Origin of the sequence: Nonomuraea cavernae, assembly GCF_040655715.1 — a bacterium.
GTDB classification, from domain to species: Bacteria; Actinomycetota; Actinomycetes; order Streptosporangiales; family Streptosporangiaceae; genus Nonomuraea; species Nonomuraea cavernae_A.
Window position 1 is genome coordinate 1 of sequence record NZ_JBFAKL010000010.1, and the last position, 13,020, is coordinate 13,020.

Annotated in this window: 12 protein-coding genes; 3 read left to right on the top strand and 9 right to left on the bottom strand. The window is 68.6% G+C overall.

Annotated features, from left to right (window positions below; all coding sequences use genetic code 11):
- Positions 1-30: 30 nt before the first annotated feature.
- On the bottom strand, positions 31-663 hold the full coding sequence (locus AB0I38_RS16405; RefSeq protein WP_358467731.1) for a hypothetical protein: 633 nt from the start codon (positions 661-663) through the stop codon (positions 31-33).
- 208 nt (positions 664-871) lie between these two features.
- Positions 872-1,636, bottom strand: a complete 765-nt coding sequence (locus tag AB0I38_RS16410; protein ID WP_358467734.1) for a PhzF family phenazine biosynthesis protein — start codon at positions 1,634-1,636, stop codon at positions 872-874.
- 166 nt (positions 1,637-1,802) lie between these two features.
- On the opposite strand from AB0I38_RS16410, the gene AB0I38_RS16415 reads away from it, so the two are divergent.
- Positions 1,803-2,183: a cell division protein SepF gene (locus AB0I38_RS16415; protein ID WP_189129115.1), complete on the top strand. Its 381-nt coding sequence runs from the start codon at positions 1,803-1,805 to the stop codon at positions 2,181-2,183.
- On the opposite strand, the gene AB0I38_RS16420 is transcribed toward AB0I38_RS16415, so the two are convergent.
- The 4 genes from AB0I38_RS16420 to AB0I38_RS16435 all read right to left on the bottom strand — a co-directional run bounded on the left by AB0I38_RS16420 (position 2,180) and on the right by AB0I38_RS16435 (position 7,112).
- Complete coding sequence (locus AB0I38_RS16420) at positions 2,180-3,418, bottom strand: hypothetical protein (RefSeq protein WP_358467737.1); 1,239 nt, start codon at positions 3,416-3,418, stop codon at positions 2,180-2,182. The two genes, AB0I38_RS16415 and AB0I38_RS16420, sit on opposite strands and share 4 nt — an antisense overlap.
- Positions 3,419-3,605: 187 nt before the next feature.
- Complete coding sequence (gene argS / locus AB0I38_RS16425; protein WP_358467740.1) at positions 3,606-5,333, bottom strand: arginine--tRNA ligase; 1,728 nt, start codon at positions 5,331-5,333, stop codon at positions 3,606-3,608.
- A 77-nt stretch (positions 5,334-5,410) separates the two neighbouring features.
- Positions 5,411-6,397 carry a phosphate acyltransferase PlsX gene (gene plsX, locus AB0I38_RS16430; RefSeq protein WP_436838753.1) on the bottom strand — a complete coding sequence of 329 codons (987 nt, stop codon included), beginning with the start codon at positions 6,395-6,397 and terminating at the stop codon, positions 5,411-5,413.
- A 154-nt stretch (positions 6,398-6,551) separates the two neighbouring features.
- Positions 6,552-7,112 (bottom strand): DUF1707 SHOCT-like domain-containing protein, encoded by a 561-nt coding sequence (locus AB0I38_RS16435; RefSeq protein ID WP_358467746.1) that lies wholly within the window; start codon positions 7,110-7,112, stop codon positions 6,552-6,554.
- Positions 7,113-7,286: 174 nt separating this feature from the next.
- Between AB0I38_RS16435 and AB0I38_RS16440 the strand changes: the two genes are divergently transcribed.
- Positions 7,287-8,609: a KamA family radical SAM protein gene (locus AB0I38_RS16440; RefSeq protein ID WP_358467749.1), complete on the top strand. Its 1,323-nt coding sequence runs from the start codon at positions 7,287-7,289 to the stop codon at positions 8,607-8,609.
- A gap of 400 nt (positions 8,610-9,009) precedes the next feature.
- Complete coding sequence (locus AB0I38_RS16445) at positions 9,010-9,720, top strand: hypothetical protein (RefSeq protein WP_358467752.1); 711 nt, start codon at positions 9,010-9,012, stop codon at positions 9,718-9,720.
- A 545-nt stretch (positions 9,721-10,265) separates the two neighbouring features.
- Here the strand turns inward: AB0I38_RS16445 and AB0I38_RS16450 are convergent.
- The 3 genes from AB0I38_RS16450 to AB0I38_RS16460 all read right to left on the bottom strand — a co-directional run bounded on the left by AB0I38_RS16450 (position 10,266) and on the right by AB0I38_RS16460 (position 12,915).
- Positions 10,266-10,421 (bottom strand): hypothetical protein, encoded by a 156-nt coding sequence (locus tag AB0I38_RS16450; RefSeq protein ID WP_358467755.1) that lies wholly within the window; start codon positions 10,419-10,421, stop codon positions 10,266-10,268.
- Between the two features lie 714 nt (positions 10,422-11,135).
- Positions 11,136-12,002: an ABC transporter ATP-binding protein gene (locus AB0I38_RS16455; RefSeq protein WP_358467758.1), complete on the bottom strand. Its 867-nt coding sequence runs from the start codon at positions 12,000-12,002 to the stop codon at positions 11,136-11,138.
- Positions 11,995-12,915: an ABC transporter permease gene (locus tag AB0I38_RS16460; protein WP_358467760.1), complete on the bottom strand. Its 921-nt coding sequence runs from the start codon at positions 12,913-12,915 to the stop codon at positions 11,995-11,997. The genes AB0I38_RS16455 and AB0I38_RS16460 overlap by 8 nt, the downstream gene beginning before the upstream one ends.
- Positions 12,916-13,020: the final 105 nt, after the last annotated feature.

The window sequence follows — 13,020 nt, forward strand, 5'->3', positions numbered from 1 at the left end:
ACTGCACTCGGGAGGGTGTGGGAGAGTAGGTCACCGCCGGACAATTGTTTGAGGAGGGCTCCACCGTTTGGTGGGGCCCTTCTCGCGTTTCAGGGCCAGGCCGCGGTGGCCGAAGGTCGTCGTGGTTACCGCGCTACGGCCTTTGAGGACCGAGTAGTCCTCGGACACCTGCATGACGACCAGATACTGACCCTCCGCGCGGATGCGCAACCACTCGGTGAGCCATGGTGTGCCTTCAGGCACCCAGTAGTAGGGCTCGTGGCTGCCGCCGGCGTCGTCGTGGATGTTGGCACCGGGCATGACCGTGAGGTCGGGGTTTTTCTCGGTGTGTGAAGAGGCGAACTCGATGGTGACGTCGGCGCAGTCCAGCGCCGGCAGGTCGCCGACGTCGTAGACATGGGAGGCGTCACGAGGATGTGCCTTGCCGCCGAATTCACGCCAGTGGTCTCGGATCCCGGCCGTGGCCGGACAGGGCTGAAACCGATCGAGGAGGGTGTCGAGGTCGCCGTTCCAGCTGTAGGCCCGGTACAGGGTCAACGTGCATTTGGCGGAGAAGTCCTCGGCGGCCTTGAGATCATCGTCGCCCCGGCGGCAGCGGTCGAGACCGCTGTGGCCCACTTCCTTCGTCAGCTGTCCGGCGCGGGCCGTCCAGTCGAGGCGCATGGTGAGCGCCTTCCTGGCGATGGCCCGTTGCGCCGTGACCTCCGCGGCCGTGGGCGTGATCGTGGGAGAGCGGACGGCGAGTTCCACGGCACAGGAGGACAGCACGAGCGCCACAGCCGAGAGCAGCGTGGTAGCGAGGTGTGTGGGCGGTGTCACACCGTGTGAGATGCGTGGACGGAGAGCAAAGTTCGGGAGCGGCAGGGAGTGGTCAGATGTGCAGCTCGCCGGAGACCACGGTCACGGCGCGTCCGGAGAGATGGACACGGTCGCCGTCGACCTTGACCCGCACGAGCCCGCCCCGAGCGGACAGCTGGGCCCCGACCAACTCGGCCCGGCCGAGTCGCTGCGACCAGTAGGGCGCCAGGGCGCAGTGGGCGGAGCCCGTGACCGGATCCTCGGGCACGCCGACGTTGGGTGCGAAGAACCGCGACACGAAGTCGGTCGACGAGCCGGCCGCTGTGACGATGACGCCCCGGGCGTCGATCGAGGTCAGGGCCTCGATGTCGGGGACGAGCGTGCGTACCGACTCTTCGTCGGGGAGCTCCACCAGCAGGTCGAGTTGGCTCCTTCCGACCTGCACCGGAGCGACTCCGAGCGCTTTTTCCAGACCTGCCGGAAGTGTGGTCGGTGTCACTTCTTTGGCTGGAAAATCCATCGAGATCAGGCCGTCGGGGGTGCGATTCACCGTGAGCCTTCCGCTGGCCGTACTGAATTCGACCGGGCCTGAGGCGGTGTCCGTCGAATAGAGGACGTGTGCCGTGGCCAGCGTCGCGTGGCCGCAGAGGGACACCTCGACCGCGGGGGTGAACCAGCGGAGCGAATCGCCGAGCAGGAAGGCGGTCTCGGACAGCCGCATCTCGGCCGCCACTGCCTGCATCCACGAGTCGGGAGCGGCGGACTCCAGCAGGCAGACCGCGGCGGGATTGCCCTGGAAAGGAGTGTCAGTGAAGGCGTCTACAGTGAACACGCGCATGAGTTGATGCTATCGGGGGAGAGATATCCAGATGAAACCAGACTGCTAGCGGGACAGAATGAAATTGGTTGTGGGCGTGTCGCATGGCGAACACGGAATCGTCGGTTACCGTCCAATGTGTAGGGACGTGCCGATTACGGTGAGTTCCTGAGGAAAGGACAAACCGATGGGGGCAGTGCGCAAGGTGGTGAGCTACCTTGGCCTGGGCGGGATTGATCACTACGACGAGCAGTACGACGATGAGCAGTACGAAGAGGAGTACATGCCGGCGACGGAGCGGGCCGCCAGGAGGTGGCGTGCGTCCGTTGACTCTTCACGGATCGTGATGATCCAGCCACTCAAGTACAACGACGCGCCGATGATCGGGCAGCACTTCCGTGACGGCCAGACGGTCATCATGGACGTGACGGGCATGCCGATGCCCGAGGCGACCAGGATGGTCGACTTCGCGGCGGGCCTGGCCTATGGCTGTGAGGGCCGGATCGAGCGCATCGCCGATCGGGTCTTTCTGCTGGCGCCGGCCCACGTGGAGATCGAGACGACCTAGGCTGCGCGCGGGCCGCGACGGATCAGCCGGGTGAGCTCGGCTGAGTCGTCTGCGGCCTGTTTTGCGCGCGCCTCCGCCTCGCGGGCGTAGGCATGCAAAGCCCAGACGGCCCCGTCGGCCAGCTCCTTGAGCTCGGCGATCCGCGCGGCCACGTACCTGCTGTCTGATTCGATGGCCTTACGGCGCCGCCAGAGCCGCCAGCCCGCGAGCCCGAACAGAGCCGCTGCCACCCCCGCGAGCAGCCAACTGGTCAGGGGCGCCCCGGCCAGGCAGCAGACGCCGGCGACGATCAGCAGGATGGCCGCCCACGGTGGGCGCCGGGGCGGCATTCCCTCGGCCACGATGGCGGCCTCGGCCTCGGCGAGCGACTCGTCATCGGGGCCTTCGGGACGGAGCAGGATGTGGTGACCGAGCAGAGTCACCGTGAGCGTGGCGGGTGGGGTGAGGCGGCAGTCGGCTTCGAGCTCCTCGGCCAGGCCGCGCAGAAGTGGCGCCGCCACATGCAGGGCGATCGCCGCCAGGTGCGGGTCGGCCCCCGGGCGCAGGTCGTCGAGCAGGTGTGAGGTCAGCGAGGCCAGCGGGCCCGGGGGGCCGCCGAGGCCGATGAGCGAGCGGAGCACGGCGAGTGGCTCGTCTTCGGCCCACGCCGTGACCGGGCTGCCGGTGCTGTTGGTGAGCGGTGTGGAGGAGTCGTGCTCCGCCTGTTTGGTCGAGGTGATCTCCGTGCAGCGGGCGCGCAGCCGGGCCAGTCGTGCGGCCGCCTGAGCGGGTCTGGCCAGCTCAGGGATCTCGGCCATCTCGGGGAAGTCGATCAGGGAGACCGGCACCACCACGGTGGGCTCGCCGGGGACGACCGCCTGCACCCACTGCCGCTGGTCGGCGTGGTCGGGGACGCCCAGCGCGTCGAGCTTGCGGAGCACGAAGATCTTCCCGGCCGGACCGTAGGCGCCTCTGGCGGCGGCCAGCCAGAGCGAGCGCTGCCCGTGGGTCACCGGCTGGTCGACCGAGAGCTCACCGAAGGCGGTGCCCAGCCAGGAGGCGTGGATGCGGCTGCCGTGGCCCGCGACGGCCAGGGCCAGGCAGAGGAAGAGGGCGGTGCGCTGCTGGTCGCGCCCGGCGGCCCTGCTCAGTGGCTCGAGTGGATCGTCTCCGGCGAGGAGCGCCACCAGGGCCTGGACGGCCGGCGGCAACCAGTCGCCGGGGATGTCGTCGAAAGCCGGTGCGGTCGGAGGCACGGTGCCATTGGCGGCAAGGTGTGCCAGCAATGCCTCTGCGTAGCGGTGTAGCTCTGTCGTCGCTTGGGGGTTGGCAGTCAGGTCCGTGCTCAAGGCAGAGAACTCCCCCATCTTCGGCCCGGTTCATGACCGCGTAAAGCCTATCGGTGGGCGCGCCAACGAGGTGGAGGCGCGCCCACAGAGGGTGTCACATGCGCTCGGGAACCGGCACGCCCAGCAGATCGAGCCCGGACTCCAGCACCCGGAGGGTCAGCGCGCACAGCGCCAGCCGAGACGCGCGCGTCTCGGCGTCGACGCCCTCCTTGAGCACCGGGCAGCCCTCGAAGAAGGCGGTGAACGCCGCGGCGGTCGCGTAGATGAACGCGCACAGCCGGTGAGGTTCGTTCAGCTCGGCGGTCTTCTCCACCGCGGCGCCGAAATCAAGCAGCTGGAGGGCCAGTGCGCGCTCGGCCGGATGGCCCAGGACGATCGGGCCCGTGGCGGTGGCCGGGTCGACGTCGCCCCTGCGGAAGATCGAGCGGATCCTCGCCTGGGCGTACTGCAGGTAGGGGGCCGTGTTGCCGGTCAGGCTGAGCATGCGGTCGAAGTCGAAGACGTACTCGCTGTCGTGGCTGATCGACAGGTCGGCGTACTTGACCGCGCCCATCCCGACGGCGTGGGCGATCTCGTCGCGGGCCTCGTCGTCGTAGCCGCGATCGGCGATCACCGCGGTGGCCCGGTCGACGGCCTCCTGCAGCAGGTCCATCAGCTTGATGGACTCGCCGGAACGGGTCTTGAACCGGCGCCCGTCCTTGCCGAGCATCATGCCGATCTGGACGTGCTCCGCCGACACGGTGTCGGGCAGCCAGCCCGCGAGCCGGGCGGCGGCGAACACCATACGGAAGTGGAGCGCCTGGTCAGCGCCCACGACGTAGAGGATGCGGTCGGCCTTGAGGTCGTGGACGCGGTAGCGGATCGCCGCCATGTCGGTGGAGGCGTAGCCGTAGCCGCCGTCGCTCTTCCTGACGATGAGCGGGAGCGGCTTGTCGTCGGAGCCGCTGAAGCCGGGCGGGAAGACGCAGAGCGCGCCCTCGCTCATCACGGCCACTCCTGAGCTCTCCAGGTCGTCGCAGGTCTTCTCGAGCATCGGGTTGTACATGCTCTCGCCGGCGATGTCGGCGTCGGTGAGCGTGACGCCGAGCATGGAGTAGAGCTTGTTGAAGTAGCGGACCGTGGCGTCCATGAAGACGTGCCAGAGCCGGATGGTGTCGGGGTCGCCTGACTGCAGCGTGGTCACCCGGACGCGGGAGCGCAGCTTGAACGCCTCGTCGCCGTCGAACTTCTGCCGGGCGGCCTGGTAGAACTCGGTGCCCATGCCGGCTTCGAGCTGCGCGACCGCGGTCTCCTCGCCGATGTCGAGCAGGTGCTCGATCAGCATGCCGAACGGGGTGCCCCAGTCGCCCAGGTGGTTCTGCCTGACGACGGTGTTGCCGAGGTGCTCGTGGATGCGGGCCAGCGAGTCGCCCACGATCGTGGTGCGGAGGTGGCCGACGTGCATCTCCTTGGCCGCGTTGGGCGCGGAGTAGTCGATCACCACCGTCTGCGGCGGCATGGTCGTGCCGACGCCGGTGCGCGGGTCGGCCAGCATGCGCGCGGCGCCGGAGGCGATCCACGAGTCGTCGAGCGTGATGTTGAGGAAGCCGGGTCCACTGACCTCGACGGTGCCGGGAAAGTCGGACAGCTCGGCGGCGAGGGCTTCGGCGACCTCCCGCGGGGACCGTCGCAGTCGCTTGCCCAGGCTCATCGCGACGTTCGCCTGGAAGTCGGCGAACTGGGAGGGCCGGATCAGCGGGTCTGCGTCGGCGTGCTCGGGGCCGAACGCGTTGGCCAGCGCCTGCTGGACGCGCTCGGTGAGCACCATTTGCGGGTCGGTCATGAGCTAAGGGTACCGGCGACCTTGACCTCGACGCGGTGCGCGGACTCGGGTTTCCGCGCGGCGTCTCGACGCCGGGTTCAGCGGCGGCGGTGGTGCTTCTGCGCCGTGGCGACCCGGTCACCGATGGTGGACACGATGCCGTCGGCGGACAGGTCGACGGCGAGCTGGCAGGCGGCGCTGATGCCCGCCGCTCTGGACGAGCCGTGCGCGATGACGACGGTGCCGTTGAGGCCGAGGAGCACCGCGCCGCCGTGGGCCTCGGAGTCGAGGCGGCGGTGGAGCTCGCGGATGCGCGAGCGCTGCATGAGCGCACCCAGCTGGGCCACCCTGCTGTCGCTGATCGTCTCCCTGAGCTCGCGGAACGCGTAGCGGACGGCGCCCTCCATGGTCTTGAGCGCCACGTTGCCGGTGAAGCCGTCGGTGACGATCACGTCCACGCTGCCGGTGAGCAGGTCGAATCCCTCGATGTTGCCGGTGAACCGGATGCCGGGGGCGGCCTGGAGCAGCTCGTGAGCGCGTTTGACCAGCTTGTTGCCCTTTTCGGCTTCGCCGCCGATCGTGAGCAGGCCGACTTTCGGCTGGGCGATGTCGTAGGCCAGCTGGGCGTAGACGGTGCCCAGTTGGGCGAACTGCACGAGCATCTCGGGTTTGGTGTCGGCGTTGGCGCCCGCGTCCAGGAGCAGTGTCGGGTGGGGCCGCGTGGGAAGCGCGACGGCTATGGCCGGCCGGAGCACGCCGTGCTGGGCCTTGAGCCTGAGTCTGCCGGTGGCCACGACTCCGGCGGTCGAGCCGGCGGACACCACCGCGGACGCGTCGCCTCGTCGTACGAGATGGCAGGCGATGGCGATGCTGGAGCGGGGGCGGCGCAGGCTGGCCAGGGCGCCCTCGTCCATCGCCAGGGCCTCCTCGGCCCGGACGATGGGGATCTCCCTGGTGGCGTCGTGGTCGGCGAGGGCCTCGTAGAGCACGCGCGGCGAGCCGACGAGCACGACCGCCAGCCCGCGCTCGCGCACGGCGTGCACCGCTCCCGCGACCATCTCGTGCGGTGCGTGATCGCCGCCCATGGCATCGAGTGCTATCGGCTTGCTGTCGGACACTGGTCACCTCGTACGGGCATGCGAACCCGTCGTCACCGATGGGAAACGCAGGTTCGGGTATGTCCGCATCGTAGGCAGGGCGGATGCCCAGGTTAACGGGCGGGTGGGGGACCGGCGCCGGCTACCTCAGGTTCCAGTCGGAGATGCCGCGCGAGACGATCACCTTGGAGAACATCGATCGGCCCACGATGCGGATGAGCGGCCCGTCGCCCTCGGATCCTCCTGACACGTTGCGCTTGCCGAACATGGAGGCGCCCTCGTCGATCACCCGGGCGTGGTCGGGCACCCGGACGATCATCTTGCTGAACCGGGCGTCGGCCTCGATCGTGATCTCGCGGCCGGGCAGCACGGCGTCGGACAGGTCGACGATGAGCGCTCCGAAGGTCGCGGAGAGCCTGGTGTGCCGGGACGCGACCCAGCGGCCCTTCCTGATCACCTTGCTGAACTTGGAGTCGATCGTCTGCTGCTCGACCACGCTCGGCACGTGTGACGAGGTCACCTGGGGTAGGTCAGTAGTGAGGGGGACGAGTTCGCCCACGGTCTTGGCCGTGTAGGCCGCGTCCAGACGGTCGGCGTGCTCGACGCTGGTGAGTCTTCCGGTGGCGAGTGCCTCGCCGAGCACCGCGGCCACGCGGTCGCGGTCGGCGTCGGAGGCGCGCAGGGCAGGATCGTCGGTCGTCACGGTTAGCCAGTGTGCGTCGCATCGCGATATGTCGCGAGTAGTCATTCTTTGAGAAAGCTTGGAGCCCAGGGGAACCGTAGCCACCACCCCTCGCGTCCCGATATAAGAGCCGTAGACGCGCGACAGGGCCGTGAGGTTTACAGCGGAACGAACAAAAAAGATGGGAAAGGCCTAGTGATCTTGAACCAGGCAGGAACGCGACGCTTCCGGGCATATACGTCCAAGCATCTCGATGACCTCCTGCAGCGGGCAGGGCTCGGCGACGAGGAGCGGCTGAAGGTCCGTGCCGTCGCCACCGTGCTGCCCTTCCGGACCAACGCCTACGTTGTGGACGAACTCATAGACTGGTCGGCAGCGCCCGACGATCCGATCTACCGCCTGGTCTTCCCTCAGGAGGACATGCTTCCCGCCGCCGACGTCGCCAGGCTGGCCGACCTGCTCAAGGCCGAGGCGCCCAACGCGGAGGTACAGGCCGAGGCCAACAGGGTGCGAGCGCAGCTCAACCCGCACCCGGCCGGGCAGATGGAGCTCAACGTGCCCCGCATCGGCGTGGAGCCGGTGCCCGGCATGCAGCACAAATATCCGGAGACCGTGCTGTTCTTCCCCAAGCAGGGGCAGACCTGTCACGCCTACTGCACCTACTGCTTCCGGTGGGCGCAGTTCGTCGGCGACGCCGACCTGAAGTTCGCCTCCGACGACATCGACCAGCTCGTGCGCTACCTTCACGAGCATCCCGAGGTCACCAGCGTCCTGATCACCGGCGGTGACGCCATGATCATGGGTGAGCCGGTGATCAAGCGCTACATCGAGCCGCTGCTCGGGGTCGAACAACTCGAGTCGATCAGGATCGGCACCAAGGCGCTGGCCTACTGGCCGCAGCGCTTCACCACCGACCCCGACGCCGACGCCACGCTCGAACTCTTCGAGCAGGTCACGGAGTCGGGCAAGAATCTCGCCTTCATGGCCCACTTCACGCACCCGCGGGAGCTGGAGTCGCCACTGGTCGAGTCCGCGGTTCAGCGGATCCTCGGCAGTGGCGCGACGATCAGGACCCAGGCGCCGATGATCAGGTCGATCAACGACGACGCGGCCCTGTGGTCGGGCATGTGGCGGCGACAACTCAGGATGGGGATGATTCCTTACTACATGTTCGTCGAGCGCGACACCGGGCCGCAGGACTACTTCGCGGTGCCGCTGGCTCGTGCGTACGAGATCTTCAGAGACGCCTATTCGACGATCTCCGGGCTCTGCCGTACGGTACGCGGGCCCTCCATGTCGGCCACTCCGGGCAAGGTGTGCGTCGACGGGGTCGCCGAGATCGCCGGCGAAAAGGTGTTCGTGCTCCATTTCATCCAGGCTCGCGACCCCGCACTGGTCGGCCGGCCGTTCTTCGCGCGGTACGACCCGTCGGCGGTCTGGCTGACGGATCTGCGACCGGCCTTCGCCGATCGTTTCCCGTTCGAGCCGACCGGCGAAGCCGCGCTGCTGACCGCCTGAGCGGTCAAGCGCATCTCCCGCTACCTCAAAATCTGCGCCCCCGGTCCGTGACACCGGTCTTTACCGGGACCTCGTCGACGGGCCGCCGGGCGCGGATCCGAGTGGCGGGAAACGCCACGGGAAATTCCGAAATAGTCGCTCGGCATTTCATCATTTGTCTCCCCGCTCGTCGCCTCTTCCATGATCTATGACTGGCCGTAAAGCCTTTGTCGCACAGGTTTTCCGGCGCCTTCACGGGTCTGGGCGGAGTGATACAACTGCGTCGGTAGCTCAGCCGGGACGGCGTGCATCGTGTGGTGCCCACAGCGTGTACGCCACGGCATTCGGGGGGTTATCGATTCGCCCATCCATTGCATTCGAGAGCGATCGATCACGAGCCGGGAAGGCAATCATGAATCGAATGATCAAGGCGGCTGCGGCCGTCGCAGCATTCGGGCTGGCGGGGGCCATGGCCGCCACGCCCGCCCACGCCCAGGAGCGACATCTCGCCACGGAGTCCGTCGGCGACGGGTCGGCCGGCGGCCCGGGCCGGCTGCTGGGCGGCCTGCTCGGCGGCCTCTGGGCGGGCAAGGACGCGGCGGTCACCGGGACGAGCGGGACCGCGGCTCCGAGCGACACAGCGAGCACGTCCGGCACGTCCGGCACGTACGCGGCGCGCCGGGCCGGCAGCCCGCTGTCGCCGCTGGAGACCGGCTCGTCGGTCGCCGGCCTGCCCGTCGGCGCCCGGCTGCTGGGCGCGCTGCCCGGCGTCGGCGGTCTCGGCGGTCTGACCGGCATGGTGCCGGGCGGGACGGTCGAGGGCCGAAGCCCGATGTCCGCGGTCAATGCCCCCTTCCAGGGCGGCCGGACGGCCCTGGACAAGGCCGGCGTGCCGTCGGCCGGCAGGCTGCTGGGAGGCACGCTGTACGGTGTCGCCCGGCGGTCAGGGGAGCGGGCGAGGCTCGCGATCGGCAGCGCGCTGTCGAACGAGCCGTCGGCCGAGCTGGGCCCGGTCGTGGGGCGACTGTTGCCGCCGGAGATGGCTCCGGTGGTCGAGACGCTGCCCGGCACGGCTCGGATCGCCACGCTCGACGGCTCGGCCCCTCTCTTCCGGAGCGCCATGGCGCGTTAGCTCACCGGCGCCCAGGACGAGCAGGCCATCTCGTCCGGTTGGGCCGCTGGAGCACGGACCAGCGCGGCCACGGGCTACTCAGGCCGCCACTACATGGTCATGGTGCCCGCCGGATCTCGCCGTGGGGCTGCCGGGAGGTGCGCGAACGTCTCAGGTGCCGACGTTCGGGCGGCCTGCCGTACGGGCCACGAGGCGAGCGGGCGGGCGCCGAGATCGCCTGGGCAGTGTGTTCCCGAGCTCTCGACACTGCCTTCATCACACTCACGTGAAGGGTCGCGCACGCCCCGGGTGCCGGGCGTCAGAGCGACCGGCCACGTAGGTTACGGGACCGTCCGCGCGAGCGAGCGGTCTCATGACGGGCCCAGGTGGACGCGCCTGAGCCCGGTGCGCACGTGCCGCGTCGCCACTGCAGGGCAGCGGCGCGGCGCGGGGCGCACCCGCCGCCGGCTCCGATCTTCGGGGCCGGCGGCATCCTTGTGTCCGGACCCCTTCGCGGCCGTCTGGACGGTGCCCTGCCGTGACCGGAGGGTGGGGCGAATCGTCTGTCAGAGGAGGCGGAGGCCGGTGCGACGGCCGATCTGGGCCTGCAGCCTGGCCATCTGCCAGTGGAGCTCGATGAGTTGCTCGGTCAGCTGGGTCGGGGGTATGTCTGACACGTCCTCGATGGCCAGGTGGTCGATCGCGGCCGAAAGCTCTCCCATCGCGCCCCCACTCCATCTCTACTCGTCTCGAACCAACGTTCGAATCATAGCGGAACGGGGGTCACGGTGTCGGGAATTCGTCACTCGCGTCGCTCACGTGACCACGCCGGAGGCAGGTCACGGGGCAGGTGAGATCGCCGCGGGGCGCGCAGCACATCGCCGGCAGCGTGCCGGCCTGGCGCGATCCCCGCTGTGCCACGACGGCGGGGGATGACGCTGCGGAGCGTCATCCCCCGCCAAGCACCCCGGGCTGTCCTTCGTGTCCCTGTGAGCTGAGCATCCCCGTGCAGGGCTGATCGAGACCGTGGCCGAGCAGGGTGACCGCCGGGCCCGGCTGAGATCAGCTCGTCGCCCGCCAGGGGGCGACGAGAAGGTCGATCGTCTTGGGAGCGTCTTCGAGGAAGGCCTGGTGCACGTACCAACCGTCGGGAGCGGTATCGATGGGCTTCTGGGTGGCGGGCCAGCCAGCGGCGCTGGGCGGCGGTCTCAGGCTCGCTGAGGACTCCTTCGACCGCCGCGTTCGACTCCGAGGGAGGCGTAGAAGGCGCTGTCCGGCTCGCTGAGGCTCTTGGATGGCGCGCTGGCGGCGGCCTCCATGGTGGTCGACGGCGTGCTGTCCGGAGCGGAGTGAGGTCAGGGGGTAGGTGAGATCGCCGCAGGCGCGCAGGCCGGAAGTGGGGCGCGGCGAGAAAGCAGGGCCGGTCTGGTCGAGCGTCAGCCCTTGTTGTAGGCGGCGAGGACCTCTTTGGGGTCGCCGTCCATCTTGATCTTGCCCTTGTGCAGCCAGATGACGCGGTTGCAGGTCTCCTCGATGACCCGGAGGTCGTGGGCGACGAGGAAGACGGTGCCGGCCGACTCGCGGATCTGGCGGATGCGCTGCTCGCTCTTCTTGCGGAACTCGCGGTCGCCGGTGGCCAGGGCCTCGTCGATGAGCAGCACGTCATGGGTCTTGGCCGAGGAGATGGCGAACCGCAGCCGGGCGCCCATGCCGGAGGAGTAGGTGGACATCGGCAGCTGGACGAACTCGTCGATGCCGGAGAAGTCGACGATCTCCTGGTATTTGTCCCTGACCTCGGCAGGGGTCATGCCCATGGCGTAGCAGCCGAGCACGATGTTGCGCTCACCGGTGAGCTCGCGCATGAGGGCGGCGTTGACGCCCAGCAGCGAGGGCTGCCCGTCGGTGTAGACGGCGCCGGCGTGCGGCGGCAGGAGACCGGCGATCGCGCGCAGCAGCGTGGACTTGCCCGAGCCGTTGCGGCCCACGACGCCGATGGCGTCGCCGTGGTAGGCCACGAAGGAGACGCCCTTGACGGCGTGGACCTCCTTCATCTGCGGGCGGCCCTGGCGCTTGAGGATGCGCGTGAGGGCGTTGACGGCGTTGCCCTTCTCGACATCGGTGGCCGCGCCGTAGACCCGGTAGACGATGTGCAGATCGTCGACGATGACCGTGGGGGTCCCCGTGGGAACGTCAAGGGGAGGCTTGCCGGCCGGCGCCGGGTTGGGGTGCACCCTCACGTCCTTTTTCGGGACGGCGGGCTCCTCGCCCTTCACCTGTGATAGCTCCTCGGTCAGCTCAGCCACGCCCGTACCTCTCTTCGGCACGCCAGAAGTACCAGAAGCCGAGGCCGAGTGCGAACACTGCCCAGAATACGCAACTTATCCACACCATCCCCGGCGGGTTGTGCTTCTGGATGAGGATGTCGCGCATGAACTCGATGTAGGAGGCCGCGGGGTTGAGGTAGTACATGGCGTCGGCCACCCATTGCGGCAGGCCGGCGCTGCCGACCACCTTCTCCTGGATCGAGAAGAACACACCCGAGGCGTAGAGCCAGGTGCGGGTGATGAACGGCAGGAGCTGATTGAGGTCGCGCATGGAGGAGCCGAGCCGCGCCATCACCAGCCCTGTGCCGATGTTGAACATGGTCTGCAGCAGCAGCACGACGGGGATCATCAGCCAGAACCACGTCGGGAACTCGCCGGTGAGGATCACGATCAGGAACAGCACGCCCATGGAGATGGCCAGCTGCTGCAGCTCCTGGATCGTGTAGGCCAGAGGGAGCGAGGCGCGGGGGAAGTGCAGCGCCCGGATCAGCGACAGGTTGCCAGAGATCGACTTGGCGCCCGCGGCGACCGACCGCTGGGTGTAGGTGAAGACGAATATCCCGGTCAGCAGGAACGCCGGGTAGTTTTCGATGTTGCCCTTGCCGCCGAGGACGATGCCGAACATCACGTAGTAGATGGCGGCGTTGAGCAGGGGCGTCAGGATCTGCCAGAGCTGGCCGAGCGCCGAGCTGGAGTATTTGGAGACGTTGCGCGAGGTGGCGTACGTGAGGATGAAGTGCCGCCGCTCCCAGAGCTGGCGCACGTATACCGGGAACCTCGGCCGCGCGATGGCACGGCGAAGCCCGTATCTCTGGGCGAGCTTGGCCAGCGGCTCCTGCCCGCTCCGGCCGCCCGCCTGGGCGTCCGCGACAGCGGATTCCGGCTGACTCATGGCTAGGACTCTATTGGATCCGGCTCGGTGGAGTGCCTGCCGCGGGGGTCGCGACAGACAGTTGGACGGGGCCTTGGGGCATGTGGTTCCAAAGCGCCGTCAAGA

What these genes read in the sequence shown, in the direction of transcription:
- AB0I38_RS16405 (WP_358467731.1), bottom strand. Translation starts at nt 663, where the DNA reads ATGCGCCTCGACTGGACGGCCCGCGCCGGACAGCTGACGAAGGAAGTG.
- AB0I38_RS16410 (WP_358467734.1), bottom strand. Translation starts at nt 1,636, where the DNA reads ATGCGCGTGTTCACTGTAGACGCCTTCACTGACACTCCTTTCCAGGGC.
- AB0I38_RS16415 (WP_189129115.1), top strand. Translation starts at nt 1,803, where the DNA reads ATGGGGGCAGTGCGCAAGGTGGTGAGCTACCTTGGCCTGGGCGGGATT.
- argS (WP_358467740.1), bottom strand. Translation starts at nt 5,333, where the DNA reads ATGACCGACCCGCAAATGGTGCTCACCGAGCGCGTCCAGCAGGCGCTG.
- plsX (WP_436838753.1), bottom strand. Translation starts at nt 6,397, where the DNA reads ATGGGCGGCGATCACGCACCGCACGAGATGGTCGCGGGAGCGGTGCAC.
- AB0I38_RS16445 (WP_358467752.1), top strand. Translation starts at nt 9,010, where the DNA reads ATGATCAAGGCGGCTGCGGCCGTCGCAGCATTCGGGCTGGCGGGGGCC.
- AB0I38_RS16450 (WP_358467755.1), bottom strand. Translation starts at nt 10,421, where the DNA reads ATGGGAGAGCTTTCGGCCGCGATCGACCACCTGGCCATCGAGGACGTG.
- AB0I38_RS16460 (WP_358467760.1), bottom strand. Translation starts at nt 12,915, where the DNA reads ATGAGTCAGCCGGAATCCGCTGTCGCGGACGCCCAGGCGGGCGGCCGG.